This is a genomic window from Nonomuraea helvata, assembly GCF_039535785.1.
GTDB lineage: Bacteria > Actinomycetota > Actinomycetes > Streptosporangiales > Streptosporangiaceae > Nonomuraea > Nonomuraea helvata.
In genome coordinates this window covers 365,505-392,449 of the sequence record NZ_BAAAXV010000008.1, presented here as the reverse complement: position 1 = coordinate 392,449, position 26,945 = coordinate 365,505, and the positions used below count along the sequence as shown (strand labels likewise).

Annotated in this window: 25 protein-coding genes; 12 read left to right on the top strand and 13 right to left on the bottom strand. The window is 72.6% G+C overall.

Going from position 1 to position 26,945, the window contains the following annotated elements; all coding sequences use genetic code 11:
* Nucleotides 1–3: 3 nt before the first annotated feature.
* From ABD830_RS29255 to ABD830_RS54370, 4 genes are all read left to right on the top strand, one after another.
* Nucleotides 4–891 (top strand): NmrA family NAD(P)-binding protein, encoded by an 888-nt coding sequence (locus tag ABD830_RS29255; RefSeq protein ID WP_344994220.1) that lies wholly within the window; start codon nucleotides 4–6, stop codon nucleotides 889–891.
* Between the two features lie 71 nt (nucleotides 892–962).
* Entirely contained in the window at nucleotides 963–1,550 is a 588-nt protein-coding gene (locus ABD830_RS29250) for an O-methyltransferase (RefSeq protein ID WP_344994217.1), read from the top strand.
* A 109-nt stretch (nucleotides 1,551–1,659) separates the two neighbouring features.
* Complete coding sequence (locus ABD830_RS29245; protein ID WP_344994214.1) at nucleotides 1,660–3,345, top strand: RNA polymerase sigma factor; 1,686 nt, start codon at nucleotides 1,660–1,662, stop codon at nucleotides 3,343–3,345.
* 184 nt (nucleotides 3,346–3,529) lie between these two features.
* Entirely contained in the window at nucleotides 3,530–3,655 is a 126-nt protein-coding gene (locus ABD830_RS54370; RefSeq protein WP_378521139.1) for an AbfB domain-containing protein, read from the top strand.
* A 16-nt stretch (nucleotides 3,656–3,671) separates the two neighbouring features.
* Here the strand turns inward: ABD830_RS54370 and ABD830_RS29240 are convergent, their stop codons facing one another.
* From ABD830_RS29240 to ABD830_RS29230, 3 genes are read right to left on the bottom strand one after another with little or no spacing between them, the layout of a single operon-like run.
* The gene (locus tag ABD830_RS29240; RefSeq protein WP_344994211.1) at nucleotides 3,672–3,902 is read right to left on the bottom strand and encodes a hypothetical protein; all 231 of its coding nucleotides are present in this window, start codon (nucleotides 3,900–3,902) and stop codon (nucleotides 3,672–3,674) included.
* Between the two features lie 20 nt (nucleotides 3,903–3,922).
* Entirely contained in the window at nucleotides 3,923–4,111 is a 189-nt protein-coding gene (locus ABD830_RS29235) for a hypothetical protein (protein WP_344994208.1), read from the bottom strand.
* A gap of 50 nt (nucleotides 4,112–4,161) precedes the next feature.
* Nucleotides 4,162–4,593 carry a response regulator transcription factor gene (locus tag ABD830_RS29230; RefSeq protein WP_344994205.1) on the bottom strand — a complete coding sequence of 144 codons (432 nt, stop codon included), beginning with the start codon at nucleotides 4,591–4,593 and terminating at the stop codon, nucleotides 4,162–4,164.
* Between ABD830_RS29230 and ABD830_RS29225 the strand changes: the two genes are divergently transcribed.
* Nucleotides 4,576–5,133, top strand: a complete 558-nt coding sequence (locus ABD830_RS29225; protein WP_344994202.1) for a hypothetical protein — start codon at nucleotides 4,576–4,578, stop codon at nucleotides 5,131–5,133. The two genes, ABD830_RS29230 and ABD830_RS29225, sit on opposite strands and share 18 nt — an antisense overlap.
* A 4-nt stretch (nucleotides 5,134–5,137) precedes the next feature.
* Here the strand turns inward: ABD830_RS29225 and ABD830_RS29220 are convergent, their stop codons facing one another.
* Both ABD830_RS29220 and ABD830_RS29215 read right to left on the bottom strand, forming a co-directional pair.
* On the bottom strand, nucleotides 5,138–6,895 hold the full coding sequence (locus ABD830_RS29220) for an ABC transporter ATP-binding protein (RefSeq protein WP_344994199.1): 1,758 nt from the start codon (nucleotides 6,893–6,895) through the stop codon (nucleotides 5,138–5,140).
* Nucleotides 6,892–8,718, bottom strand: coding sequence for an ABC transporter ATP-binding protein (locus ABD830_RS29215; protein ID WP_344994196.1), 1,827 nt, complete (start codon nucleotides 8,716–8,718; stop codon nucleotides 6,892–6,894). Before ABD830_RS29215 ends, ABD830_RS29220 begins: the two co-directional genes overlap by 4 nt.
* A gap of 85 nt (nucleotides 8,719–8,803) precedes the next feature.
* On the opposite strand from ABD830_RS29215, the gene ABD830_RS29210 reads away from it, so the two are divergent.
* Nucleotides 8,804–9,571 carry an alpha/beta hydrolase gene (locus tag ABD830_RS29210; protein WP_344994194.1) on the top strand — a complete coding sequence of 256 codons (768 nt, stop codon included), beginning with the start codon at nucleotides 8,804–8,806 and terminating at the stop codon, nucleotides 9,569–9,571.
* 22 nt (nucleotides 9,572–9,593) lie between these two features.
* On the opposite strand, the gene ABD830_RS29205 is transcribed toward ABD830_RS29210, so the two are convergent.
* Nucleotides 9,594–11,507, bottom strand: a complete 1,914-nt coding sequence (locus ABD830_RS29205) for an APC family permease (protein WP_344994192.1) — start codon at nucleotides 11,505–11,507, stop codon at nucleotides 9,594–9,596.
* 308 nt (nucleotides 11,508–11,815) lie between these two features.
* On the opposite strand from ABD830_RS29205, the gene ABD830_RS29200 reads away from it, so the two are divergent.
* Together ABD830_RS29200 and ABD830_RS29195 are read left to right on the top strand one after the other, a co-directional pair.
* The gene (locus ABD830_RS29200; RefSeq protein WP_344994189.1) at nucleotides 11,816–12,526 is read left to right on the top strand and encodes an alpha/beta fold hydrolase; all 711 of its coding nucleotides are present in this window, start codon (nucleotides 11,816–11,818) and stop codon (nucleotides 12,524–12,526) included.
* A 121-nt stretch (nucleotides 12,527–12,647) separates the two neighbouring features.
* The gene (locus ABD830_RS29195) at nucleotides 12,648–13,760 is read left to right on the top strand and encodes a PP2C family protein-serine/threonine phosphatase (protein ID WP_344994186.1); all 1,113 of its coding nucleotides are present in this window, start codon (nucleotides 12,648–12,650) and stop codon (nucleotides 13,758–13,760) included.
* Between the two features lie 133 nt (nucleotides 13,761–13,893).
* Here ABD830_RS29195 and ABD830_RS29190 read toward each other — a convergent pair whose 3' ends face one another.
* Nucleotides 13,894–15,591: an NAD-dependent malic enzyme gene (locus ABD830_RS29190; protein WP_344994183.1), complete on the bottom strand. Its 1,698-nt coding sequence runs from the start codon at nucleotides 15,589–15,591 to the stop codon at nucleotides 13,894–13,896.
* Between the two features lie 241 nt (nucleotides 15,592–15,832).
* Here ABD830_RS29190 and ABD830_RS29185 point away from each other — a divergent pair, with 241 nt between their 5' ends.
* Complete coding sequence (locus tag ABD830_RS29185) at nucleotides 15,833–17,239, top strand: alkaline phosphatase PhoX (RefSeq protein WP_344994180.1); 1,407 nt, start codon at nucleotides 15,833–15,835, stop codon at nucleotides 17,237–17,239.
* A gap of 62 nt (nucleotides 17,240–17,301) precedes the next feature.
* Here the strand turns inward: ABD830_RS29185 and ABD830_RS29180 are convergent, their stop codons facing one another.
* On the bottom strand, nucleotides 17,302–17,661 hold the full coding sequence (locus ABD830_RS29180) for a hypothetical protein (RefSeq protein ID WP_344994177.1): 360 nt from the start codon (nucleotides 17,659–17,661) through the stop codon (nucleotides 17,302–17,304).
* Nucleotides 17,662–17,755: 94 nt separating this feature from the next.
* Between ABD830_RS29180 and ABD830_RS29175 the strand changes: the two genes are divergently transcribed.
* Nucleotides 17,756–18,511, top strand: coding sequence for a methyltransferase domain-containing protein (locus tag ABD830_RS29175; protein ID WP_344994174.1), 756 nt, complete (start codon nucleotides 17,756–17,758; stop codon nucleotides 18,509–18,511).
* A 3-nt stretch (nucleotides 18,512–18,514) separates the two neighbouring features.
* On the opposite strand, the gene ABD830_RS29170 is transcribed toward ABD830_RS29175, so the two are convergent.
* From ABD830_RS29170 to ABD830_RS29155, 4 genes are read right to left on the bottom strand one after another with little or no spacing between them, the layout of a single operon-like run.
* Nucleotides 18,515–19,828: an acyltransferase family protein gene (locus ABD830_RS29170; protein ID WP_344994171.1), complete on the bottom strand. Its 1,314-nt coding sequence runs from the start codon at nucleotides 19,826–19,828 to the stop codon at nucleotides 18,515–18,517.
* 26 nt (nucleotides 19,829–19,854) lie between these two features.
* Nucleotides 19,855–20,619 (bottom strand): FAD:protein FMN transferase, encoded by a 765-nt coding sequence (locus ABD830_RS29165; RefSeq protein WP_344994168.1) that lies wholly within the window; start codon nucleotides 20,617–20,619, stop codon nucleotides 19,855–19,857.
* Complete coding sequence (locus tag ABD830_RS29160) at nucleotides 20,616–21,071, bottom strand: FMN-binding protein (protein WP_344994165.1); 456 nt, start codon at nucleotides 21,069–21,071, stop codon at nucleotides 20,616–20,618. The genes ABD830_RS29165 and ABD830_RS29160 overlap by 4 nt, the downstream gene beginning before the upstream one ends.
* A gap of 18 nt (nucleotides 21,072–21,089) precedes the next feature.
* Nucleotides 21,090–22,430: a ferredoxin reductase family protein gene (locus ABD830_RS29155; protein WP_344994162.1), complete on the bottom strand. Its 1,341-nt coding sequence runs from the start codon at nucleotides 22,428–22,430 to the stop codon at nucleotides 21,090–21,092.
* Between the two features lie 88 nt (nucleotides 22,431–22,518).
* Here ABD830_RS29155 and ABD830_RS29150 point away from each other — a divergent pair, with 88 nt between their 5' ends.
* Complete coding sequence (locus ABD830_RS29150; protein WP_344994159.1) at nucleotides 22,519–23,226, top strand: response regulator transcription factor; 708 nt, start codon at nucleotides 22,519–22,521, stop codon at nucleotides 23,224–23,226.
* Between the two features lie 44 nt (nucleotides 23,227–23,270).
* Nucleotides 23,271–24,719, top strand: a complete 1,449-nt coding sequence (locus ABD830_RS29145) for a sensor histidine kinase (RefSeq protein WP_344994156.1) — start codon at nucleotides 23,271–23,273, stop codon at nucleotides 24,717–24,719.
* Between the two features lie 145 nt (nucleotides 24,720–24,864).
* Here the strand turns inward: ABD830_RS29145 and ABD830_RS29140 are convergent, their stop codons facing one another.
* Entirely contained in the window at nucleotides 24,865–26,898 is a 2,034-nt protein-coding gene (locus ABD830_RS29140) for a beta-galactosidase (RefSeq protein WP_344994153.1), read from the bottom strand.
* Between the last annotated feature and the right edge of the window lie 47 nt (nucleotides 26,899–26,945).

The window sequence follows — 26,945 nt, the reverse complement described above, 5'->3', positions numbered from 1 at the left end:
CTCATGATCTTGGTCACCGGAGCCACCGGCTCCATCGGCACGCACCTCGTACGCCTCCTGCTCGATCAAGGGGCACCCGTCAGGGCGCTGGTCCGCGACGCGACCAAGGGACGGGCCCTGGGCTGCGACATCGTGGTCGGGGACTTCGACGAGCCCGCCTCGCTGGCCGCCGCCATGGACGGCGTGGAGCACCTCTTCCTCAACGCCGGCGGCGCCCAGCCGGTGGAGGGCGAACAGCCGATGATCCGCCAGCAGAAGGCGGCCATCGACGCGGCGCGGGCCGCCGGGGTGTCGCGGGTGGTGAAGGTGTCGGTCTGGGGCGCCCGACGGGGCGGGCGGCTGGCCGAGGGCGCGCACTGGGAGATCGAGGAGCACCTGAAGGCGTCCGGGCTCGGCTGGTCGATGCTGCGGCCGAGCGGTTTCATGCAGAACTTCATCACCGGGGCCGCCGCCTTCACCGCCGACGGCAGGCTCATGGACGCGTACGGAGGCGCCGGCGTGTCGTACATCGACTGCCATGACATCGCCGCCTGCGCCGCCGCCCTGCTGACGGGATCGCGCGGCCTCGGGGAGGCGTACGTCCTGACGGGCCCGCAGGCGCTCACCGCCGCCGAGATCACGCGGGAGCTCTCGGCGGCCCTGGGCCGGGCGGTCGGGCACGTGGAGGTGTCTCCGGACGACCTGGCCGCCGCGCTGCGCTCGCAGGGGCTGCCCGCGCGGTTCGCCGACGACGTCGCCGAGCTGTCCAGGAACGTCGCGGCCGGCTCGCTGGCGGCCACCACGACGGCGGTGCGGGACCTCACCGGCCGCGCGCCCCGCACGTTCGCGCAGTTCCTGGCCGCCAACGCCGAGGCGCTGCGGGGCGGCCTGCTCTCCCCGGCGCGCTCATGACGGTTGCGGCGCCGTCCAGGAGTGGTTCATGCTCGGCCTCCAGTGATCGACAGACTCAAGGAGGGATCGCCGTGGACACGTCCCTGGAGACCTATCTTCGGAACCTCTACCAGCGCGGCCGCGAGCACGACGCCCCACTGGCCGACCGGCTCCTCAGGCTGCGCAACATGACACCCGACGCAGCGGGCCTGATCGCGCTGCTCATCCGGGTGCAGGGCAGCCGGAACGTGCTGGAGATCGGCACGTCCAACGGCTACTCGGCGATCTGGTTCGCCGACGCCGTGCGGGACACCGGAGGGCGCCTGGTCACGGTGGAGCTCGACGGCGAGCGGGTCGAGCAGGCCCGCGCCAACATCGCCGCGGCCGGGGTGTCCGAGCACGTGAGCATGGTGCACGGCGACGGGGGCGAGGTGCTGGCGGCCACCGCGGAGGCGTCGGTCGACCTGGTGGTGCTCGACGCCGAGCGGCCCGCGTACGTGGACTACTGGCCCCAGCTGGTGCGGGTGCTCGTACCCGGGGGCGTCGTCGCCGTGGACAACGCCGTCAGCCACCGGGAGCAGGTCGAGGAGTTCCGCGAGCTGGTGGCGGCCCACGGGGACTTCGCCGTGCGGCTGATCGAGCTGGGCGACGGGGTGCTCACCGCGGTCCGCCGGCGCTAGCCGGCCGGCCGCCGACGCCCAGCGCGAGGCGGGCGTTGACGTTCTGTGGGCGACAGATGGAACAATGCACGCTTTGTGCCGTTTGAAGCTCACAGGTTCGAGGTGATGGATGCACGCGCGGCCGGCGTACGACGTCGAGACAGTGCTCGCGGCCGGGAAAGGCGATCGCGACGCGATCGACAAGCTGGTCAGGAGCCACCTGCCGCTCGTGTACAACATCGCCGGGCGGGCCATGGACGGCCACCCTGACGTGGACGACGTCGTGCAGGAGACGATGGCCAGGGTCGTGGCCGGCGTGTCCGGGCTGCGCGACCCGGGGAGCTTCCGCTCGTGGATCGTCGCCATCGCCATGAACCAGGTACGCGAGTGGCGGCATGCCAGGACCGCCGCCCTCGGCCTGGACGAGGCGCTGGGTCTGGCCGACGCGGCCTCCGACTTCGCCGCGCTCACCGTCACCCGCCTCGGCCTGTCCGGGCAGCGCAAGGAGGCCGCGGAGGCCACCCGCTGGCTCGACGCCGACGACCGCGAGGTGCTCGCGCTGTGGTGGATGGAGGTGGCGGGCGAACTGACCCGGGCCGAGCTGGCCGCCGCGCTGGGGACGAGCGAGCAGCATGCCGCCGTACGCGTCCAGCGCACCAAGGGCCGGCTGGAGACGGCCCGCGCGGTCGTGCGCGCGCTCGCGGCCCAGCCCCGCTGTCCCGACCTGGCCGCCGCGGCGGCGGCCTGGAACGGCGTGCCGTCCGACCTGTGGCGCAAGCGGCTGTCCCGGCATGTGCGCGACTGCCGCGCCTGCGCCGGCCGCCTCGCCGACCTGGTGCCCGCCGAACGGCTGCTGGCCGGGCTCGGGCTGGTCGCCGTCCCCGCGGGCATCGCGGCGGGCCTGCTCGAAGCCGCTCGTACGGCCGCCGCGCCGGTGCTCAAGGGCGGCCTGCTGGCCAAGGGCAAGGCCGCGGCGGGTTCCGCGCTGGCCGCCAAGCCGATCGCGGTCACCGCGGCCGGCGCCACGCTGATGGCCGGAGGCGTGGTCGTCGTCCAGACCCTGCGCCCCGAGACCCCACCCCGGCGGGCCACAGTGGTGATCGCGTCGTCCGCACCCGTCTCCTCGCCGCGTCCGCCCAGGAAGACGCCCGCGAAGACGCCTGCGAAGACGCGGAGCCCGTACGGGCGGACGGTGGACGCGGCCGACCAGGCCCCGCCCAGGAACCGGCCCCCGGCCCCGCTCCCCCACCGCCCCGCCGGCACGGTCAAGATCGGCGGCCGGCACGGGTACTCCAGGTACGGCGGCGCCCCGTCGATCACGCACAGGGGCGACTACGTCACCATCACCGGCAGAGGCTACGTCCAGGTCCGGTGGGGCATCCTCTACCGCAACCGGGTCGGCCTCTTCCTGCCCGCCACCTGGACCGGCCTGAAGGGCAAGCTGTTCCACGTCGCCTCGGGCGGCGGCCGGCGCATGGACGACGAGCAGGCGCCCGGCGTCACGTGGATGGGCTCGCCCGAGACCGGCTTCGTGCGGCTGCCCGGCGGCCACCAGCAGATGTGGCAGAACGAGTTCTACTACCTCGACGGCGCCGTCACCCTGCACAACAACGAGAGCGGCACCGACATCGACCTCACCGTCGCGCCCAGGACGTGGAAGGAGGTCTGGGACGACATCTCCGCCAGGCCCGACCCGGCCAGGGGCATCCTGCGCTACGGCCTGACCCGCGACACGGGCGACGACCGCGCCCCCGTCCCGCAGTACGTCACCAGGGCCGTGGACCCGGCGCGGGTGCCGCAGCGCAGCCGGGTCTGAGATTTCCGTTATCCGCGCCGCCCGCGTCCGTCTCCTGTGACGAGAGTGACTCCTGGGAAAGGACTTCCACGACCACGCAGCCCTCCCGCCGAAGCGTGCTGAAGGCGGCCGCCACCGTGGAGGCGGGCGCCGCCGTGCTGCCCGCCCTCCCCGCTGACAGAGCACGGCCGGAGGGTCGGTACGGCTGGAGTCGGTCAACCACCCCGGCCGGTTCGTCCGCCGCAGCGACGACCGGCTCCGCCTGGACAAGGCCGAGGACACGGCCCTGTTCCGCGCGGACAGCTCGTTCCGCCCGGTCACGCCGTCCTGACCCGGCCGGAGAGCGCTCAGAGCGTCCGGGCGCGTTCCGCGAGGACCTGCGCCCGGGCGAGCTGCACCTCCCTGGCCTTGCGGGCGGCGTACCGGAGCAGGGGCCCGAACGTCGCCCGCACCGTCAGCACGTCCTCCACCTCGGTCCCCTCGCCCTCGGCGGCCAGCCGGAACCGGTAGCCCAGCCGCACCCCGCCGGGACTGTCCACCTCGCCCTCGACGCCCTCGCGAGAGGCGCGCAGCGTCACCTCGATCAGGTTGTCGTACCTCAGGAACCCCAGGAACGGAAGCGCTCCACCGACACGAACCGGGACAGTCCCGGCTCCCGCCGCACGTCCCGCACCTCCACCACGAGCGGCGACAGGCCCACGTAACTCGACGGCTCGCTCAGGTGCACGAGCACCGCGGACGGCGGCGCCGCGACGTGGAAGACGTTACGCAGCAGGGTCTCCGGCACGGCTCGGCCTCCCTGGGTGGTCGATGGGCGATCTTCCCCAGTATCGGGGTTCACCGGGCGAGCCCCGCGTCCCGGGCGCGGATGATCGCCTCGGTGCGGTCGGCGACGTGCAGCTTGGCGAAGATGTTGGAGACGTTGTTGCGCACGGTCTTCGGCGACAGGAACAGCTCGGAGGCGATCTGCGGGTTCGACCGGCCGGCGGCGATCAACGCGAGGATCTCCCGCTCGCGCGGCGTGAGCTGGGGGAACGCGGTGTCGTCCGAAGGCGGCGGCGCCGTGAAGAACTCGGTCACGCGGCGCGCGATCGCCGGCCCGAAGATGGCCTCGCCGTGGGAGACGGCCTGGATGGCGCGGACGATCTCGGCCTGGTTCGCGCCTTTGAGCAGGAAGCCGCGCGCCCCGGCGCGCATCGCGGCGAACAGGGTGGCGTCCTCCTCCGACATGGTCAGCATGACGACCCCGATGTGCGGGCTGTCGGCCACACGGTCGGCGCGCTGACCTGGGCGGCGGCCATCTTCGTCTTCGGCACGAAAGGCGTCGGCGTGGGCGAGCGGGTCGTGGACCTGACCGGTCTGGTGTTCCAGCTCGGCATCTTCTGCCTGCTCTGGGTGCAGATGAAGACGCAGGCGATCGGCACCTCGCGGGCCGCCGCGGTGGCGCTCAGGCTCGAGGCGGCGGTGCTCGGCGTGGCCAGTGTGTGGTCGCTGCTGCACGGGCTCCTGCCGGACGGCCTCAAGGACGCGCCGTGGCTGTCGCCCATGGACCTCTGCTGGCCGCTGTCGATGCTGGGCATGGCCGCGATCAGCGTCAAGCTGGCCGCCGCCGGGCGGTGGCGCGGGCCGCTGCGCTGGTGGCCGCTGCTCGCCGAGAGCTGGGCGGTCGTGACCGTCCCCAGCTACATCCTGGTCGGCGAGCAGCTGGCGCAGTTGATCGGCGGCGGCCACCTGGTCATCGGGTACGCCACGCTCGGGGTGCTGCTGGCCCTGCGCCCCGACCGGGCGATCACGTCCCGTACGGCCTGACCCCTCAGTCCCCGTGCCACGAATGCCAGAGGGCGGCATACGTGCCACCCGCCGCGACGAGGTCGTGGTGCGTCCCGAGCTCGGTGAGCCGGCCGTCCTGCATGACCGCCACCCGGTCGGCGTCGTGCGCGGTCTGCAGCCGGTGGGCGATGGCGATGACGGTCCGGCCGGCGAGCACGGCGGCCAGGGCCCGTTCGGTGTGGCGGGCCGTTCCCGGGTCGAGGAGCGCGGTGGCCTCGTCGAGGATCAGCGTGTGGGGGTCGGCGAGCACCACGCGGGCCAGGGCCACCTGCTGCGTCTGCGCGCCGTCCAGGCGGTGGCCTCCGGGGCCCAGGTCGGTGTCCAGGCCGTCCGGGAGGTCGCCGATCCAGTCGGCGCCGACGGCGGTGAGTGCCGCGTGCAGGTCGGCGTCGGTGGCGGAGGGGGCGGCGATGCGGAGGTTGTCCCGTACCGTGCCGAGGAAGACGTGGTGCTCCTGGGTGACGAGGATGACGCGCTCGCGCAGCCGGTCGGGGTCGAGGTCGGCGACGGGCACGCCGCCCACGGTGACGGTGCCGGCGCGGGGCCGGTCCACGCCCGCCAGGAGCCTGCCGAGCGTGGTCTTGCCCGCGCCGGACGGCCCGACGATCGCCAGGCGTTCGCCGGGCTGGACGGTCAGGTCCACCCCGCGCAGGACGTCGGGGCCGCTGTCGTAGGCGTAGTGCGCGCCGGCGACCTCGAGCCGGTCCGAGGCCGGCACGGACGGGCCCGCGCCCGCCGGTTCCTGCCGCGAGGCCAGGGCGAGGCCCTCGACCCGGGCGAACGAGGCGCTGCTGCTCTGCAGGTTCTCCAGATGGAACAGGACGGTGTCCAGCGGGTGGGACAGCTGCCGCAGGTAGAGGGCCGCGGCGACGACCGTTCCCAGGGTCATGCCGCCGCCCTGCGTCATGACGCCGCCGATCAGCAGGACGCCGGCCACCGGGATGACGTACGAGACGTCCACGATCGGGAAGAGCACGCTGCGCAGGAACAGCGTGCGGGTACGGGTCCTGCGGCACTCCTCGACGGCCTGCCGGCACGCCTCGAGGCGGCGGCGCTCGAGCCCGAGGGCCTCGACGGTGCGGGCGCCGGTGGTGGTGGCGGCCAGCTGCTCGGCGAGTGCCGAGTTGGCCGCCCCCTCGTCCAGGTACGCGGTGACCGCGCGGCGCAGGTACCAGCGGGCGGCGAACCAGATGCCCAGCAGGCCGAGCACGCCGCACGCGCCCAGGAGCGGGTCGAGGGTGAAGACCGCGCCCAGGATGAACGCGGCCTGGACCGCGGCGATGAGCACCTCGGGACCGGCGTCCCGCAGCGTGGTTCCGACGGCCGCCACGTCCGCGGTGCCGCGGGTGGTCAGGTCGCCCGTGCCGGCGCGCTCGATCACCGAGGCGGGCAGGGCGAGCGCCCTGTCGGCGAACTGCTCGCGGACGCGGGCCAGCGTACGCTCGCCGAAACGGTGGCCGAGGTAGCTCGCGTAGCGCGACAGCAGGAGCTGGACCAGGGCGAAGGCGAGGATGACCAGGGCCAGCCGGTCCACGGCGCCGACCCCGGCACCGGCCTTGACCTCGTCGACGATGCGGCCGAGCAGCCACGGGCCGACCAGTCCGGCCCCGGCGGCCAGCGCGTTGAGTGCGATCACGGCGGCGAAGGCGCGGCCGTCGAGGCGGATCAGCCGGAGCGCGGCCCGGCGGACCCGGGAGGGCTCGGCGACGGGCAGGGACCCGGCGGCGGACGGAGTGCTCATCGGAGGGCCTCCTCGGGCCGGGCGCCGGTCTCGCTGTCCAGGTCGCTCGGGTCCTGCGGGTGGCCCGGGTCGTCCGGAGCCTCCGGGCGTCCGGTGTCCGCCGGGCCACCCGGGTCGTCCGGGTCGTCCGTGTCGCGGGACACCAGCAGGCGGTAGCCGGGATGGTCGCGCAGCAGGTCGCGGTGGCTGCCCGCCGCCGCGACGGACCCGTCCACCAGGTAGTACACGGTGTCGGCCTGGTCCAGTACGAGTGGCGAGGTCGTGGTGACCGCCGTGGCGCGGCCCTCGCGGGCGGCACGCAGGCGGGCCGCGATGGTGGCCTCGGTGTGGGCGTCCACGGCCGAGGTGGGTTCGGCCGCGAGGAGGATCTCGGGCTCGGCCACCAGTGCCCGGGCCAGGCGTACGCGCTGCCGCTGCCCGCCGGACAGGTTGCGGCCCTGAGGGTCGATGGGCGAATCGAGCCCGTCCGGCAGCCCGCGTACGACGTCCTCGGCCATGGCCGCGTGGACCGCCCGCTCGACGGCCGCCTCGTCAGGGTCCGCGCTGCCCGCGATGACGTCGCGCAGCGTGCCCGCGAACAGGTCCGCCTCGTTGTCCGCCACCAGGATCCGCTCACGCACCCGCGCCCGGTCGATGTCGCCGAGGCGGACCGCACCCCAGGTCACGTCCGATCCGGTGAACCCGCCGAGCCGGTCGAGCACCGCCGCGGACTCCCCCGGCCTGGCGCTGACCAGCGCGGCCAGCTCGCCCGGCGCGATCTCGACGCCGGAGCCGGGATCGCGCAGGACCGACGGTGAGGCGGGCGGGTCCAGGCGCGCGTCCCCGCTCGTGACGTCGGGCTCCAGGGTCAGCAGGCGAACGACCCTGCGGGCTGCGACGAGGCCGCGGTTGAGACCGTAGCTGCCCTCGATGAAGAACGTGACCGGCAGCACCAGCACGGCGGCATAGCCGTAGACGGCCACCAGTTCCCCCGTGGTGATGTCCCCCTGCGCCGCCATCCGGGCCGCCAGCCAGGTCACGGCGCCGAGGAACAGCGTGGGCAGGCCGACTCCCAGAGCCTGGATCCAGCTGGTCACCGCACCCACCTGGTAGCCCTTCTCCTGGAGCTCACGCGAGCCGCGCCGGTAGCGCTCGGCGTACACCTCCTTGCCGCCGATGCCGTTCAGGACCCGCAGGCCCGCGGCGATGTCCCCGAACCGGGCGGCCAGCTCCCCCTGCCGCGCCCGGTACGCCGTCTCGGCGCCGCTCAGCCGTCCCATCAGCGGGCCGAGCAGCACCGCGAGCAGCGGCACGCCGAGCAGCACCACCGCGGCGAGCAGCGGCGAGACGGCCAGCAGCAGCGCGGCCACGACGACGTAGGCGAGGACCGAACCGACGCCGGGGCCGGTGATGGTCAGCGCGTGGGCGATCAACCCGGCGTCACCGAACCCGATCGTGACCACTTCCCCGGCCGTGACCTTGCGCGAGAGCGTCGCGCCCAGCCGCGTCGCGTGCCGGGCCACGACCTGTGCGGTGCGGAAGGCGGCGTCCATCCGGACCCTGGTCATCGTGCGGTGGCGCATGATGGCCAGCCAGGCGTTCAGCACCCCGATCCCCACCACGGCGCCGACCCATCCGGCCAGCGCGTCCCAGCGTCCCGGCGTCAGCCCGTCGTCGATGGCGCGCGACAGGATGTACGGCGGCAGCGTCATGCAGACCATCCAGGCACTGCCCAGGACCGCGCCGGCGGCGATCCTGCCGCGCTGGCTCGTGACCAGCCACCACAGGTACCGTCCGGCGCTGCGACAGTCAGGAGTCCCGGGGGCCATGATCCGTTCCGTCATGCCCTCGACCCTAAAGCCCGATCCCCTTACCGGGCCGGGCAGGGGGCGTGCCTGCCACGGGCCGCCCGCCCGCTACCATCCACGCATGAGCGAGCACCCCCTGTGGCCCATGATCGGCGACGCGACCATCACCGCCTTCGCTATGCGGCGTGACGATCCTGCTCCGGCCGTCGTGGTGTTGCCCGGCGGCGCCTACCAGCACCTCGCCGAGCACGAGGGGGCTCCGGTGGCGCGGTGGCTCAACTCGCTCGGCATCGCGGCGTTCGTCCTGCACTACCGCATCGCGCCGCACCGCCACCCGCTGCCGCTGCTCGACGCCGCCAGGGCGGTGCGCTGGGTCAGGCACCACGCCACGGCGAACGGCGTGGACCCCGCCCGCGTCGGGGTGCTCGGGTTCTCGGCGGGCGGTCACCTGGCCGGGCTCCTCGCCACCGAGACCGGCGCCATGCTGCCGGAGGGGCCGCACGACGCCGTCGACCAGGCCGACGCCCGTCCCGGCCTGGCCGTGCTCTGCTACCCCGTCACCGCTCTCACCGGACCGGCCGCGCACCCGGGCGTCACCGCCAACCTGCTCGGCGACGACGCGCCCGAGTCACTGCGTACCGAGCTGACGCTCGCCCGCCGGGTCGGCCCCACGACGCCGCCCATGTTCCTGTGGCACACCGCCGACGACGCGGCGGTCCCCGTGGACAACAGCCTCCAGCTGGCTCAGGCGCTCGCCCGCCACCAGGTGCCCCAGGAGGTCCACGTCTATCCCAGCGGCAGGCACGGGCTGGGGCTGGCGGAGGCCGACCCCGTCGTCGGCGACTGGACCCACCGCTGCGCCGCCTTCCTGCGCGGCCGGGGCTGGTGATCCGTACGCCGGCGAGGGCCGTTCAGGCGACGTGGACGTGCGGCCGGCGTTCGCGGTGCGGCTCGGCCTGGCGCAGCACCTCCCTGGTCAGCGCCGGTACGTCGCCGCCGCCGAAGACCAGGTAGCGCAGCATCGCGACCACCGGGTTGCCCTCGGTCCAGTGGAAGTAGATGTGCGGGGCCGAGCCGGTGCGGTCCCGCAGGTGCAGCAGCAGCGCCGCCAGCGTGTTGGGCACGGCCGAGCTCTCGATCATCAGGATCTTGTGGCCGTACCGCTCCTCGCCCCTGACCCGCAGCTCTGTCTCGAACTCCGAGGCGTCCGGCACCGTCACCTCCACGAAGACCACCGGTTCCGAGGAGCGCAGCCGGTGGGCGAGCCAGGTCTCGCGGAGCTTCTCGTTGTACTCGTGCTGATCCCGTTTGTGCGGCTCGTTGGCGATCACGTGGATCTCGCCGCACGCCACCTCGTTGACGAACTGCTCCGCCAGCGGATCCAGGTGGACCGCCGTGACCCGCAGCTCCATCGAGCGGGTGGCCCGGGAGATCAACGACGTGGCGATGATGGCCCCGATGAAGAACGAGGCGATCTTGACGCCGTCGGGCCGCTCCCTGACATTGTCCACCAGGGTGTAGGCCAGCACGGCCGCGATGACCGCGTACCCCGCGGCCGCCCGGTGCAGGCCTCTCCTCCTGGCCGTCAGCGTCACCGCGACCGCGGCCGAGAGGATGAGCACCAGCACGCCTGTCGCGTACGCGCCGCCCTGGGCGTTGACGTCGGCGCGGAAGATGATCGTGATGCCGAACCCGATCGCCGAGAACACCAGCACGAGCGGCCGCACCGCGCCCGTCCACTCCGGCGCCATGCCGTACCGGGGCAGGTAACGCGGCACGAGGTTGATCAGCCCGGCCATCGCCGAGGCCCCGGCGAACCAGAGGATCGCGATGGTGGACACGTCGTACGCGGTGCCGAACCCGTTGCCCAGGTAGGCGTGCGCCAGGTAGGCCAGCGCCCGCCCGCTCGCCTTGCCGCCGTCCCGGAACTCCTGCGGCGGGATGAGCAGGGTGGTGACGAAGCTGGAGAAGATCAGGAACACGCTCATGATCAGCGCGGCGGTGGTGAGCAGCCGCCTGGCGCCCTTGATCCGCTCCTGGAGGTCGCCCTTGATCACCGGCATCACCGCGACACCGGTCTCGAACCCGGACAGGCCCAGCGCCAGCTTCGGCATGACCACCAGCGACAGCCCGATCATGGCGAGCGGGCTGCCGAAGCCGCCGCTCAGCGCGTGCTGCCAGTCCAGCACGACCCGGGGGGCCTCCAGCACGTGCACGATCGCGGCCCCCACGACGACCGCGTTCAGGCTCAGATAGATGAGGACGAGCAGTGTGGCGAGGCCGATGGCCTCGCTGAAGCCCATCAGGAACACCCCGCCCAGCATCGCCAGGAGCACGAGCGTGACCGGCACCCGCTGCCCGTCCAGGAAGGCCGGCACGAACGGGTTCTCCAGGATGTGCGCGGTCGCGTCCGCCGCCGACAGCGTCATCGTGATCACGAAGTCGGTGGCGGCGAAGCCCAGCAGGACCAGCACGAAGATCTTGCCCCACCACTGGGGCGCGAGCTTCTCCAGCATCGCGATCGAGCCCTGCCCGTACGGGCTCTCGACCGCCACCCTGCGGTAGACCGGCAGCGCGCCCAGCAGTGTGAGCGCCACCAGGAACAGGGTGGCCAGCGGCGACAGCAGCCCCGCCGCCAGCGCGGCGATGCCCGGCTGGTAGCCCAGCGTGGAGAAGTAGTCCACGCCGGTCAGGCACATCACCCGCCACCACGGGTGCTTCACATGGGGACCGTGCTCGATCTGGTTACGGTCGGTCTGCAGCCCCTCCAACAGCCAGGAACGCAGCGTCCCTTCCGTAGCCGCCGGCCGCTTCGCCAGCACCATAACGGTCACCCCTTTTTCAAGACCGCATGGCACACGTTCCACGAGGACGGGGTGATCGACCTGAACAGGGCGTCAAGAAAGCGTATAAATCGCAATGCCCGCAGGCTCGGGCGGGGCGGCGCTCCGGCCGTGCGTTCACGGCCGGAGCGCCAACGTATTTGGCGCCCCAGTCACTTTCCCTGACTGGGGCAAGTCGAGACTAGGGCTTTTCGTCCGGTTTGTATAGGTTTAGGGCTAAGTTTCATGACAATCCGGGGTCGGTCGGCCCGCCACCGAGAATGTCGGTGGCCTGGCCTAACCTCTGGCGAATGGACATCATCCTGATCCCCGGGTTCTGGCTTGACGGCTCGTCGTGGGACGAGGTCGTTCCCGCCCTGACACACGCGGGGCATCGAACGCGCGCGCTCACGTTGCCCGGCATGGAGTCGAAGGACGCCAACCGCTCCAAGATCACTTTGCGCGATCACATCGACGCCGTCGTCGAGGCGATCGACTCGTACGACCCGGCCGGCGGCAAGGTGGTGCTCGTCGGGCACTCCGGCGGCGGCGCGGTCGCCCACGCCGCCGCCGACGCGCGCCCCGACCGTGTGGCCCGCGTCGTCTACGTCGACAGCGTCCCCCTCGGGGAGGGCGGGGTGATCAACGACGAGCTCCCGGTCGTGAACGGCGAGGTCCCGCTGCCCGATTGGTCACTGTTCGAGCCCGAAGACCTGGTCGACATGGACGACGAGCTGCGTGCGGCGTTCCGCGAGCGTGCCATCCCGACGCCCGAGCACGTCACGAGCGATCCGCAGCGGCTGTCCGACGAGCGCCGCTACGACGTGCCCGCCACCGTCATCGCGTGCGAGTTCTCCGGCGCGAAGCTCCGGGAGTGGATGGAGCAGGGGCAGGGGTTCGTGCGGGAGCTCGCGAAGATCCGCGACGTCGACTATCTCGACCTGCCGACGGGGCACTGGCCGCAGTTCACCCGGCCCGAGGAGCTCGGGCGGGCGATCCTGGCGAGCGTCGGCCCTGCCTGAATCGCTGAGGCCGGCCGAAACCACCAAGGCATTCTGATTACGGTAGATCTCGGAGAACCCTTGGCTAAAGAATCCCCTGTACCGGTCTCATCCGCAGGCAGGACACATGTAGACAGATAGCGTGAAGTTGCCCAGGGGACGCCCGTACCGGCTGCTGCTGGCGCGTCCCAAACTCATCGCCGTCCCGCTGAGCATGGTCGTCGCGATCGCGCTCACGGACCTGCTGACGCCTCGGAGCATCCACCTCGCGCCACTGCTGGTGGCCGCCCCCGCGGTCACGGCCTCCTTCGCCGGCCCCTGGGTGACCGCCGCCATCGGCGTCCTGGCGCTGGCGTCCGAGGTCTTCATCGACGTGCACCATCATCTGATGAGCAACCAGGACGTGCAGGCCGGGCTGGCCGGCTTCGCCCTGGTGTCGCTGTTCGTGGTGCTGTTCGCCGTCGTCAGGGACCGCCAGCGGCGCGAGCTGACGCAGGTCCGCTCCGTGGCGACGGCGGTGCAGACGGCCCTGCTGCGTCCGGTCCCCGAGCACCTCGGCCCGCTCCACCTGGCCTCCGTCTACCTGGCCGCCGAGGCAGAGGCCCAGATCGGCGGCGACATCTACGCCGCCGTCCGCACGCCGCACGGCACCCGGCTGATCATCGGTGACGCTCGGGGCAAGGGCCTGCCGGCGATCTCCGAGGCGGCCGCCCTGCTCGGCGCGTTCCGCGAGGCCGCCCGCCGGCGCGCGGAGCTGCCCGACCTGGTCGCCGACCTCGAGGAGAGCTTCGACCTCACATGCCAGGGCGAGGGTGCGGAGCAGGCGTACGCGGAGAGCTTCGTGACGGCCGCGATCGTCGACATCCCCGACGATCGGCCGGTGCTCACGATCGCCAGCTGCGGCCACCCGCCGCCGCTGCTGCTGCGTGACGGTCTGGCCGTCTCCCTCGACTGCTCCCAGCCCGCGCCGCCCCTGGGCCTCGGCGGGCTCAGCGGCCTCGGCGAGCCGCAGAGCATGCTCGCCAGTTTCCCGTTCGAGCAGGACGATCTGCTCCTGCTCTACACCGACGGCGTCATCGAGGCCCGCGACGCCACGGGCACGTTCTTCCCGCTGGCACAGCGGGCCGCCCTCCGGACCGAGGAGCAGCCGGACGCGCTGCTCGAGGACATCTGCCACGACCTGCTGGCACACGTCGGCGGCCGCCTCGGCGACGACGCCGCCCTCATCGCGATCCGCCGCCACGCCGCGGTGTGACCCCGGCCCCGCCACCGGCGCGCTACCCGGCCGAGCGGGCCGCCTTCCACTGCGGGCTGTCGAGGAAGTGGTTGTCGTACAGGTCCTGCGAGTCGAGCAGCTCCTGGAGCGTGGCCTCTCCCTTGCGAGCTCATTACCCGTTCGCGTGGATCCGGCGGTACTTCGGCTGCCACATGGTGTCCTGCACCCTCTGGATGGGATCGTCCAGCTCGACGCGGGCCAGGTCCTCTTCGGCGGCCTGCCGGGCGACAGCCACGGCGACCGTGGCCGAGATCTCGCGCAGGTTCTCCACCTGAGGCAGCAGGCAGGCGCCCGGGGAGGAGACGTCGACCATGCCGCCGACGGCCTCGGCCGCGGCCTGGAGCATGCCGTCGCTGATCCGGCGCGCCCGCGACACGATCGCGCCCAGCCCCAGCCCCGGGTAGAGCAGGGCGTTGTTGGCCTGGGCGACGGCGTACGTGACGCCGTTGTGCGTGATCGGGCTGACCGGCACGCCGGCGGCGATCAGGGCGCGCCCGTCGGTCCAGCGCAGCAGGTCGGCCGGGTTGGCCTCCATCCGGTCCGTCGGGTTGGAGAGCGGGAAGACGATCGGCCTGTCGACCTGCTCCGCCATCGCCTTGACGATCTCCTCGGTGAAGGCGCCGTGCACGGTGGAGGTGCCCACCAGCATCGTCGGACTGACCCGCCGCACCACCTCGGCGAGCCCGAGGCCGCGGACATCCTCCTGAGCGGGGCGGGCGTAGGGCTGCTGGAAGTCGCGCAGGTCCGGCATGTCCTCGGCGAGCAGGCCCGGCTTGTCGATCAGCCAGATCCGCCGGGTGGCCGCCTGGCGGTCCAGGCCGTCGCGGACCATCGCGTCGCGCAGCTGGTCGGCGACGCCGACGCCCGCGGTGCCCGCGCCGAAGACGACGACGCGCTGCTCACGCATCGGCGTGTCCGTCACCCGGACGGCGCCCAGCACGGCGGCCAGCACGATCGCGCCGGTGCCCTGCATGTCGTCGTTGAACGTGGGAATCCGGCCGGTGTACCGCTCCAGGATGCGCCGGGCGTTGGACGGGCCGAAGTCCTCCCAGTGCAGCATCGCGCCGGGGAACATGCGGGTGGCCGTGGTGACGTAGGCGTCGATGAAGTCGTCGTACCGCTCGCCGCGCACCCGCGAGTGCCGCTCGCCGACGTACAGCGGGTCGTTGAGCAGCGCCTCGTTGTCCGTGCCGACGTCGAGGGCGACCGGGATCACCCGGCCGGGGTCGATGCCCGCGGCGGCGGTGTAGACGGCGAGCTTGCCGGCCGCGATGCCGGCGCCACCGCCCACTCCCCAGTCGCCGATGCCCAGGATCTGCTCGGCGTCCGAGGCGACGATCAGATCCACCTCGTCGGCGCCGAGCCCGACGTTGCGGAGGGCCCGTTCGATGCCGCCGATGTCGTCGATGGACAGGTACACGCCCCGCGGGCGGCGGTACTCGCGGCTGTAGCTCTTGATCGCCTGGGCGACCGTCGGGTCGTACACGACGGGCAGCATCTCGCGGAGATGATCGCCGAGCAGCCGGTAGAACAGCACCTCGTTGCGGTCCTGCAGGGCCGACAGGAAGACGTTCTTGGCCAGGTCCGTGGGCTGGCGGCCGTACTGCGCGTACGCGCGGCCGGCCTGTTCCTCGAGCGTCTCGACCACCGGCGGGATCAGCCCGTCCAGCGCCAGGCTCTCGCGCTCCTCCCGGGTGAACGCCGTGTCCTTGTTGAGGAGCGGGTTCTCCAGCACGGCCAGGCCGACCTCCGACGTGACGTAGCCCCCGTCGGGCGTTTCCACGAAGTCGCGGTGCCTGCGCTGGTTCATCGAGGTTGCTCTTCCCTTGCCTGGACACGACGCGTTCGTCGTTTCCCGGCCCGGGTATGGCTACGCGCCGGGCACCGGAGATCAATCCTCATGACCGCCAGGGCGTCCGCTGCGTCGGCGCGGCCGGCCCTGCTTTCTTCATCCGGCGTTCATCATCCGGACAACGGTCGGCGCGATCGTCTTCTCCATGACATCGTTGGGTCGGCTTGTGTAAAGCGTCCCCTGTTGGAGGCAATGTCCCATGCCCTCACCTGTATCCCGTCGTTCCTTCCTCGGCCACGCCACCGCGGGCAGCCTCGGCATCGCGTTCGCCGGCAGCATCGAGGCGATCTCCGGTCCCCCCGCGTTCGCGGCCTCGAAGCCCCCTGCCGGCTACGGCCCGCTCGTCACCGACCCGAAAGGGGTGCTGGCCCTGCCCAAGGGCTTCTCGTACAAGATCGTCGCTCAGGCGGGGGTGACGCTGCTGGAGAGCGGCGAGCCGACCCCCAGCGACCCCGACGGCACCGCGAGCTTCCCGCACGGCCGGGGTGCCACGCTGGTCAACAACCACGAGGTCGGCGGCGGCGAGCCGTACCGGATGCCCACGCTGCCCGGCCTGACCTACGACCCGGGCGCCGGCGGCGGCACCACGAACATCGACGTGGACGCGCGCGGCGAGCGGATCCGCGAGTACGTCAGCCTGGCCGGCACGCACAACAACTGCGCCGGCGGCAAGACACCCTGGAGCACCTGGCTGACCTGCGAGGAGACCGAGCAGCGCGCCGGTGGCGCCTTCCAGAAGGACCACGGGTACGTGTTCGAGGTCGATCCGTTCGACCGGCAGGCCAACCAGGACCCGGTGCCGCTGAAGTTCCTGGGCCGCTACTCGCACGAGGCCGTCGCGGTCGATCCGCACACGTCGGCGATCTACCTGACCGAGGACGCCGGCGGGCCGAACGGGCTGTACTACCGCTGGACGCCGCCGGGCAAGTTCCGCGGCGGCAAGGGCGCGCTGCGGGCGCTGGCGCTGGCCGAGGGCGGCGACACCGCGGGCAAGCTGGAGGCGATGAGCTGCTACCAGGACGACCAGCACATCGCCGACCTGTCGCAGGCGACGGCGCCGGGCACGCGGTACAAGGTCCGCTGGATCGAGGTGCCCGACCGCGACGCGAAGACCACGTCGACCCGCAAGCAGTTCACCGACGACCAGATCACCCGCAGCCGCAAGCTGGAGGGTGCCTGGTGGGCCGACGGCGGCGCGTACTTCGTGGCCAGCTTCGCCCGCCACACCGACGGCAGCGTGAACGAGCACGACGGCCAGGTGTGGTTCTACGACCCGCGCCACGAGACGGTCACGCTCAAGGTGCTCTTCGGCGTCAACCCCGACCCCACCCAGGACACGAACTTCGACGGCCCCGACAACATCACGGTCTCGCCGTACGGCGGCGTGATCCTCGCGGAGGACGGCGAGGGCATCCAGCACCTGGTGGGCGTCACCGATCGTGGCCAGACGTACCCGATCGCGCGCAACGAGATCAACGACGGCGAGTTCACCGGCCCGAACTTCAGCGCCGACGGCCGCATCCTGTTCGCCAACATCCAGTCGCCGGGTTACGTCTTCGCGATCACCGGCCCGTGGCGGCGATCCGGCCACGCCGAGGAGGACTGAGGCACTGACGCCCCTCGGTACACGGACCGCCCGGGTGCGGCCGTGTACCGAGGGCGTCCCCGTCATCCGGTGAAGCGGATCGTCGCCCCCGTGGCACTGATCGACAGCACCCGGAAGTCGAGCTTGTTGATGCCTCCGGAGGTGCCCTCTCCTCCGAAGGCGCTGCTGCCTCCGCTCCACACGGCGACGACGTCCGTGCCGAACAGGTCGCTCCACTCCTTGGCGACGTGGACCCAGCCGCTCAGGCCGTACTTCTTGGCGACGCGGAACTTCACTGGCTTCGTGAATGTGAACGTGCACTTCCCGTCGTAGCACGCGCGCAGGTTCGGCTTGGCCGCGGCGGCGGCCGGGGTCGCGGTGAGAGCCGGCGCCGCGAGGAGGGCGCAGGCGAGGGTCAGGGCGGTGATGGCCTTGCTGTGCATGGTCCCTCTTTCTTCGGGTTTCGTGGGATGTTGTCTACCGGCCCTTCTCCGGGAGGGGTCCCGGCACAGCGCATGAACCACGAAGGGGGATCCGATGACGGTGGATCGCGAGCGGAGCGTGGTGTTCGGAGAGGCGGTCGAGCAGTACGACTCGGCCAGACCCGACTATCCCGCCCAGCTCATCACCGACGTGCTGGAGTACGCGCCACCCGGCCCCGCGCTGGAGGTGGGCGCGGGCACGGGCAAGGCCACGGCGGGCTTCGCCGCCCGCGGCGCTGATCTGACCTGCATCGAGCCCGACCCCAGGATGGCCGCCGCGCTGACGGCGAAGTGCCCGGGCGCCCGGGTGGAGATCGGGTTCTTCGAGGCGTACGTCCCCGACAGGGCGTTCACCCTGCTCTACTCCGCGCAGGCCTGGCACTGGATCGACGAGCGCAGGCGCTGGGACCTCGCCCACGCGACCCTGGCGCCGTCCGGAGCGGTGGCGGTCTTCTGGAACCACTACGTCGTCACCGACCCCGACCTGCGGGCCGCCCTCGCCGCGGTGGACAGCCGCTACGGAGTGACCACCTCGAGCATGCACCGGGACGGCTCACCCCGGGCTGAGCGGTCCGAGCACGAGCTGGCGCACGACCCGCGCTACACCGACCTCGACCAGCGCCACTACACGCGCACCGACCGGTACGGAACCGGCCGCTACCTGGACCTGGCCCGCTCCGTCTCCGCCTACCGGATCCTGGCCCCGGACACCCGCGAGGAAGTGATGGAGGAGTTCGCCGCCCTGCTGGGGCGCGACGGCGTGGACCTGACCTTCACCACCGACCTCACCCTGGCCCGCAGAGCACGCTGAGATTCAGGCCGCGCCGGAAGACCGGCACCGCCACCGGACGAGACGCAGGGTGCCCGCGCCCGCGACGTACACGAGCAGGGCCACGATCGGCAGACCGGTCAGAGCGTGACCGCTCGGGCCGGTCACCGCGAGGGTGAGCAGCCCCGCCACCACACCGGCGATGCCGAGGAAGGTGAGCACACCCGCCGCCGCCCCGGCCGTCGCTCCCGCCCCGGGACGGGGACCGGCCCGCCGCTCGACGGGACCGAACACCGTGACCAGCACGCCGAGGATCAGGGCCAGGGCGGCGAGCCAGGGCAGCCGCAGCAGCAACCACATGGGCGTCCCCGGAGGCGGCGCCGGCAGCAGCCCGGTCGGATAGAGCGCCGGCGCGCCGATGACGACGGCGGTCATGTGCCACAGGAAGAGCGTCATGACGATCGAGTTGACCGCCACGACGGCGGTCCAGGGCCGCGGCCGCCGCAGCCACCGGCCGGCCGGGCCGTGGACCGACAGAGCCAGCCCGGTCTGCGTCGCGGCCAGCGCGAGCAGCGCCAGGGTGGGCGGGGAGGTGTTCTGGATCCCCTCCCCCGCGATCCCGACCATGCTGATCGGATACGGGCCCACCACGGTGAGCCCGACCAGGGTCGCCAGCCCCGAGAACGCCAGCGGCAGCCCGACACGGGGCCGGGCGGGCAGGCGCCCGTCCTGCCAGGCGAAGCCCAGCTGATGCACGGCCAGCCAGGCGAACAGGAAGTTGCCCTGCCCCAGGGCGGGATCCCGCAGCGCCAACCGGGCCACGTCACCGAGGCCGACCAGCACGGTCAGCGCGATCGGCACGGCCAGGCCGTACCGGCGGTGCAGGGCGTGCGTCAGCGGGGTGAGGGCCACCACGGCCAGGTAGGCCACCAGGAACCAGAGCGGGATCCCGGCCACCCACACCCCGATGCCGATGAGCCCCGGATCGACGCCCACCACCCGCGCCAGCAGGGCAGCCGCCGCCAGCACGGCCAGCAACACGGTGGTGGGGCGGATGAGCCGGTCGGTACGGCGCAGCGTCCAGCAGGTGGCGTCGCCGCCGAGCGCCCGGTGGGCGGCGAGCGAGGCGGCGTTGGCGTACCCGCCGACCAGGAAGAAGACGGGCATGACCTGGAACAGCCAGGTCAGCGGGCGCGTCCACGGCACCAGCTCCAGCGCGCTGCCGCCGCGCAGGCCCCCGTCGTAGCTGACGTGCACCGCCAGCCAGTGGCCGACGACCACGGCCGTGATGGCGATGGCGCGGAGCAGGTCGACCGTGCGGTCCCGGTGCGCGGGCGTACGCTCGGCCAGCCGCCGCATCCTTCGCCCCCGTGACTAGCTCGACTTCACCGGACCGCATACCCAGGAGGAGCCGACGCCTCACCCGCGGCGGTGAACGCGGCGAAGCCGCTGGTCTGCCAGGTGCGGCCGCGCACGGTCACCGCGTACGCCTCCAGGCCGGGCTGCTCCTCGACCCAGTCCCGGGCGGCCTCCCCCATGGCGAACGCGGCGGTCGCGTACGCGTCCACGGCGGTAAGGCGGGCCCCGACGAGAGTGAGGGACGCCAGGTCGGCGGCGGGGAGACCGGTGTGCGGGTCGATGATGTGCGGGCCGCGCTCGGCGCTGCCCGAGGTGGCCACGGCGAGGTCGTGGCCGGTGACCACGGCGGAGAGCTCGCCGTGCCGCAGAGGGTGGGCGATCCCGATCCGCCAGGGGAAGGGGTCGGGACCGAGCTGGATGTCGCCGCCGCCGTTGACGCAGTGGCGGGGCGCGCCCGCCTCGGTGAGCAGCTGGGACGCGTGCTCGATCGCCCATCCCTTGACCAGGCCGGACGGCTCCAGACGGCCGCCGGGAAACGCCGTGAAATATCCGTCGGTCTGCCGTTCGGTCTCCGCGCACAGCGCGAGCACCTGTCCCACCTCGGGCGGGCAGTCCGCCGGCCCGAGCTCGCCCCGGGCCAGGCGGCTGACCGGGCTGTCCGGCCGGTAGGTGGAGAAGACCTCGTCCACGTGGTGCAGCCAGGCGACGGCCCGCGCCACCGCGTCATCGGCGTCGTGGCGCACGTCGAACGAGAAGACCGTGCCCATCGCCTTCTCGACGTGGCGCGTCACAGCCCCGCCCGGTCGATGGCGCTCTGCAGGGAGCCCGCGTAGCCGTCGCTGGTGTACGTGGCCCCGGAGACGGAGTCGATCTGGGCGCTCTGGGCCGAGAGGGCCTCCTGCTGGAGGATGGGCAGCGCCCTGTTGTTGATCTCGATGTCACGCCGGTTCTCCTGCGGGGCCTGGAGCACCTGGATGTCGGTGATCTTGCTGCCGGAGACGACGATCCGTACTTGCACGGGTCCCCAGCGGGTGTCGACGGCGTCCCCGTCGAAGGTCCGGGCGCCGGCGGACTTCGTGGAGCCCCGCGGCGACGGCGAAGGCGAAACCTGGGCGGGGGCGACGGCGGCGGGCGGCTGGGCGACACCCGCCATGTCGTGTGGCTTGAACGACAGCAGCAGCACCAGGCCGATGGCGGTGACCAGCACCGCGAACAGCACCCTGCGCATGGCGTGACCTCTCATGACGTGAAGAATCGGAACTCAGAACTCGAACGACTCGTGATGGATCTGGCGATGGGGCACGCCCGCCGACCGCAGCGCCTTGATCGCCGCCCGCGTCATCTCGGGCGGCCCGCACACGTACACGTCGTGCTCGCGCAGATCGGGCAGCAGGCGCCCGAGACCGTCGAACAGGTCCGGGGACCTGGGCCCGGTCGAGAAGTACGCCGTGGCGTCGCCGCGGGCCGCGATGATCTGCTCCAGTTCGTCCTTGAAGAGCATCTCCTCGGGCGTGCGGGCCCGGTAGAGCAGCGTCACCCGTCCGGGCAGCGTCTCGAACAGGGTGCGCAGCGGGGTGATGCCCACGCCGCCCGCGATCAGCAGCGATCTGCCGCCCCGGCCGAGACGTGCGGTGAACCCGCCGTACGGCCCCTCGGCGAGCACCGGGGTGCCCGGCCGCAGCCGGGCGAGCGCCGCACTGTGGTCGCCCAGCGCCTTGACCGTGATGCGCAGCCCTCCGGTGTCGGGCACCGCCGACAGCGAGTACGGATTGGCCGACCACCACAGCTCGCGGGTCAGGAACCGCCAGCGGAAGAACTGGCCCGGCTCGGCCCGCAGCCGCCGCAGCCCGCGCCCCGTGAGGTGGATCGAGACCACGCCGGGAGCGTCGGCGGTGACGCCGGCCACGCGGAGCCGGTGCCGCGCCCACAACCTGACCGGTCCCAGGAAGCGGTACCAGACCAGCAGCGCGGCCACCCCGAGGTAGAGGGCGTACCACGCGAGTCGCGCCACGCGGTCGCCGGTGAACTGGGCGCCGGTCGCGAGCTGGTGCCCGAACGCCAGCCAGGCCGCCAGATAGGTGTAGAAGTGCAGGTAGAACCAGGTTTCGTAGCGCAGTCTCCGGCGCGCGGCACGGGCCGACACCACGGCGATGCCGAGCAGCAGCAGGCAAGCCGCCGTCGCCTTCAGCACGTCGGGGAAGGACAGCACCATGGTCACCGTCTCGTCCACCACGCCGACGCGGTCGGCCACCGCGTACCCCCAGATGGTGGCCAGCACGTGCGCCGTGACGAGCCCGATGACGTACCGGCCGCCCATGGCGTGCCAGCGGGCCAGGCGGTCGCTGCCCACGCCGTGTTCCAGGGCCGGGACCCTGGCCATGAGCCCGAGCAGCACCGCCAGCCCGTACCCGGCCAGCAGGCCCGTGACGCGGCCGCTCTCGGTCAGCCAGCCGTCCGGTCCCGACACCGAGGGCGTGCTGTGCCACCACAGTGCGATGACCGCGACCCCGCCCGCGGCCACGGCCGCCAGCAGCGCCTCGGGCCGGAAGCGGCCGCGCCGTGGCATCGCCGACGTGCGGACTGCAGTGTGAACCGTCGTCATGAGGGACAAAGTGCCAGGCCAGTCTCTGTTTTTCCTCTCAAAGGTATCTTTAAGAGGATTTTCAGAGGAGGCTCCTATCATCCAAAGGATGAGCACCCTGTCGCGCCCGGATGGCACGCCGATCCGCGTGCTCGTCGTGGACGACGAGCCCGACCTGCTGGAGGTGCTGGACAGGACGCTGTGCCAGGAAGGCTGGCAGGTCCGCGCGGTGGCCAGCGGGAGCGCCGCCGTCCAGGAGGCGGAGCGGTTCGCGCCCGACGCGGCGATCCTGGACATCATGCTGCCCGATCTGAACGGGCTTGAGCTGATGCGCCGGCTCAGGGAGCGGGCACCCGAGCTGTGCGTGCTGTTCCTGACCGCGCGGGACGCCGTGGAGGACCGGATCGAGGGCATCACGGCGGGTGGCGACGACTACGTGACCAAGCCGTTCAGCCTCGAAGAGGTGCTCGCCCGCCTGCACGGGCTGCTGCGCCGGGCCGGCATGGCGCGCCAGGGCGACGGCGACCGGCTCGTCGTGGGCGATCTGTCCATGGATGAGGAGGCCCGGGAGGTGACCAGGGGCGGCACGCTGATCGACCTGACGCCGACGGAGTTCGAGCTGCTGCGGCTGCTCATGTACAACCCGCGCAGGGTGCTGACCAAGGCGCAGATCCTCGACGACGTCTGGTCCTACGACTTCGGCGGCCAGGCGCACGTGGTGGAGCTCTACATCAGCTACCTGCGCAAGAAGATCGACGCGGGCCGCCGGCCGTTGATCCACACCGTCCGCGGCGTCGGATACGTGCTCAAGCCGTGAACCTCCTGCCACGCACGATCAGAGGCCGGATACGTGCGCAAGCCGTGAACCTCGTGCCGCGCACGATCAGGGGCCGGCTGATCGCCGGTCTGCTCGTGCTGCTGGCGCTCACGTGCGCGATCGTCGGCTTCGCCACGTTCCGGGCGATGGACAGCTTCCTGCTCGGCCGCGTCGACCAGCAGCTCGCCAGTTATGGGGTGCGCTTCGCCGCGAGCCTGGAGCACGGCGAGGACACCCGCGGGCAGGCCCCGGGCATGTTCGGCGCGCGACTGGTCGGCGGGCGGGTCACCCAGGCGGCGGTCGTGGCGCGGGCGGACGCGCTCCCCGTGCGGCTGAGCCGCCAGGACGAGGAGACGCTGGCCGCGGTGCCGGTCGACGGCCCTCCGCTGACCGTGGACCTGTCCGTCCTGGACGACTACCGGGTCCAGGCCGTCGCGGGCCGGGACGGTGACGTCCTGGTCGAAGGGCTCTCGCTGCACGGGGTGGAGGAGACCCTTGGCCGCCTGGCGCTGCTCGAGCTGGCGATGTTCACGGGCACACTCGCCGTCGCCGGCGTCGCCGGCACCCTCTGGGTACGCCTGTCGCTGCGCCCCCTGCAACGCATCGCCACGACCGCCCGCAAGGTCAGCGAGCTGCCCTTGGCCAGCGGTGAGGTGAGCCTGGCCGAACGCGTGCCCGACACCGACCCGCGCACCGAGACAGGTCTGGTGGGCGCCGCGTTCAACCGCATGCTCGGCCACGTGGAGGCCGCCCTGGCCCGCAGGCACGCCGTCGAGCAGCGGCTGCGCTCCTTCGCCGCCGACGCCAGCCACGAGCTGCGCACGCCGCTCGCGTCGATCCGCGGGCACGCCGAGCTCGCGCTGCGCGAGGCGATGTCCGACGACGTACGGCACGCGCTGAACAGGATCGACGCCGAGTCCGGACGGATGAGTGAGCTGGTCGACGAACTGCTCCTGCTGGTCCGGCTGGACGAGGGGCGCCCGCTGGCCAGGGAGGAGGTCGATCTGACGCGCCTGGCCATCGAGGCCACGGGCGACGCGCGGGCCGCCGCCCCCGGCCACCGCTGGCGGCTGGAGCTGCCGGAGGATCCTGTCACGGTGACCGGCGACCCGCTCCGGCTGCACCAGGTGCTCGCCAACCTGCTGAGCAACGCCGCCGTCCACACGCCGGACGGCACCACGGTCACCGTGACCGTCCGGCGGCTGCCGGCCGACGTGAATGCTGGCCGGCCGCCCCCCGGCGGAAAGGCTGATCGGCCGCTGTCCGACGTGGAGGTCAGCGTCACGGACGACGGGCCCGGCATACCGGCCGGCCTCTCGGAGGAGATCTTCGAGCGGTTCTCCCGCGCGGACCCCGCCCGGTCGCGCGCCACCGGCGGGGCCGGGCTCGGCCTGGCCATCGTCCGGGCCGTGATGGCCGCCCACGACGGCTCGGTGGACGTACGAAGCCGCCCCGGCCGGACCGAGTTCCGGCTGCTCCTGCCCGCCCGGTGACGGCCCCCGCGCTCCGCCCAGCACGCAGATCGCCGCCGCGTTGGTCCTGCAGAACGCGCCGTCGAGGTCCGCACCGCTGCCGGCCCCGCCGTCCATCGTGAGCGGCGTGGCCGGCGCGACGATCTTCCGGGCCGGTGTGCGCCGGTCAGGTCGGCGAGGTCGCGCGCAGCACGGCGACGCCCGCAGGCGGCAGGGTGACGGCGGAGACGTTCTCGCCCGAGAACGCGTCGGTCCACTCGCCGCCGAGCGCGATGTCGTGCTTGTCGCCGGTGTGGTTCAGCAGGATCAGGAAGCGGCGGCCGGCACCGGCGCGTACGCTCGCCTGGACCCCCTGGGGCAGGCCCTCGACCACGGGAGCCACGCCCGCGTCGGCGAGCGCCCGCGCCAGGACCGCCCGCATGGTGGGCTCGTCGAGCCGCGTCGAGAGGTAGCGTGCGGTTCCCGCGCCGTACTCGTGCCTGGTCACGGCCGGGCGGCCGGCCCAGTCGGGGGCGTCGAAGACGAGCTCGGGCTCGGCCCCGGTGAGCCGCAGGTCCTCCCGCCACAGATCGGCCACCCCATCGAGCTGCCCGAACGCCCCGCAGCCGCGCACGGCGAACGTCTCGTGCTCGTCGGCCGGGCAGAACTCCTCGACCCGCACCCCGAGGACCTCGCGGAGCGGCGCGGGGTAGCCGCCCAGGTGGACGCGGTCGTGCTCGTCGACGATCCCGCTGAAGAACGACACGACCAGCGCGCCGCCGCCGGAGACGTACGACGACAGGCGGCCCGCGTCCTCGCTCGACAGGAGATAGAGGTTGGGCACGACGACGAGGGCGTAGCCCGTCAGATCAGCCGAGGGCGGCACGACGTCCACGCCGGCGCCCAGGTCGAACAGCGGGCCGTAGTGGTCGAGCAGGCGGTCCTCCTGGCGCACGCCGTCCGACGGATGGGAGTCGAGCTCGAGCGCCCACCAGCTGTTCCAGTCGAGCAGGACCGCCACCTGGTTGCTCACCCGCGTGCCGGGCAGGTCGGGGACCGAGGCCAGCTCCTGGCCGAGCGCCGCGATCTCGCGGTAGACCCTGCTGTCGGCCCCCGCGTGCGGCACCATGCCCGAGTGGAACTTCTCGGCGCCGCCGCGTGACTGCCGCCACTGGAAGTAGAGGATCGCGTCGGCGCCCTGGGCGACCGCCTGCCAGCTCCACAGCCGCATCCGGCCCGGCTGCTTGATCGCGTTCCTGGCCCGCCAGTTGACCGCGCTCGGCGCCTGCTCCATCAGGATCCACGGGTCGCCTCCCCCGGCGCCGCGCATCGTGTCGTACACCAGGCCGGTGACGAGATGCGGCCGCTCGTCGTTGGGGTCGGGGTAGCAGTCGACCGCCACGACGTCCATCCGCGGCGCCCAGCCGAAGACGTCCACCGCTTTGAGGCCGGCCAGGAAGTTCGTGGTGATCGGCACGTCGGGGGTGACGCGCCGAAGGATGCCGGCCTCCAGGTCGTAGCAGGCGCGCAGCGCCTCGTCGCTGAAGCGCGCGTAGTCGAGCTGCTGAGCCGGGTTGGGGTACGTGGGAGCCACCCGGGGCGGCTGGATGTGCTCGAACCTCGCGTAGCGCTGCGACCAGAAGTCGGTCGACCAGGCGTCGTTCAGCGCCTCGATGTCGTCGTCGTACCGCTCGCGCAGCCAGCGCCGGAAGTCGGCCGCCGACACCTCGCAGTAGCAGGCGGGGATGTGGCAGCCGTACTCGTTGCCGACGTGCCACAGCCCGAGGGCCGGGTGGCCGCGGTAGTGCTCGGCCAGCCGCTCCACCAGCAGCGCGGCCCGTTCCCTGTAGACGGGGCTGGACGGGCAGAAGTGCTGCCGCCCGCCGGGGCCCAGCACGGTCCCGTCCGCGGTGACCGGCAGGATCTCGGGGTGCTCGTACGCGAGCCACGGCGGCGGCGACGCCGTCATGGTGGCGAGGTCCGCGGTGATCCCGTGCGCGTGCAGGTCATCCAGGACCTGGTCGAAGAGGGAGAAGTCGTACGCGCCCCGGGCCGGCTCCACGCGGGCCCAGCCGAACACCCCGACGGTGACGAGGTTGACCCGGGCCTCGGCCATGAGGCGCAGGTCCTCGGCCCTGGTCTCGGCCGGCCACTGCTCGGGGTTGTAGTCACCGCCGAAGGCCACGCCGCCGAGCCGGCGCCAGAACTGCTGGACCGGCATGACATCACGAGATACGGCATTCATCGTCGGCGCGGCGGCCCCGGCAG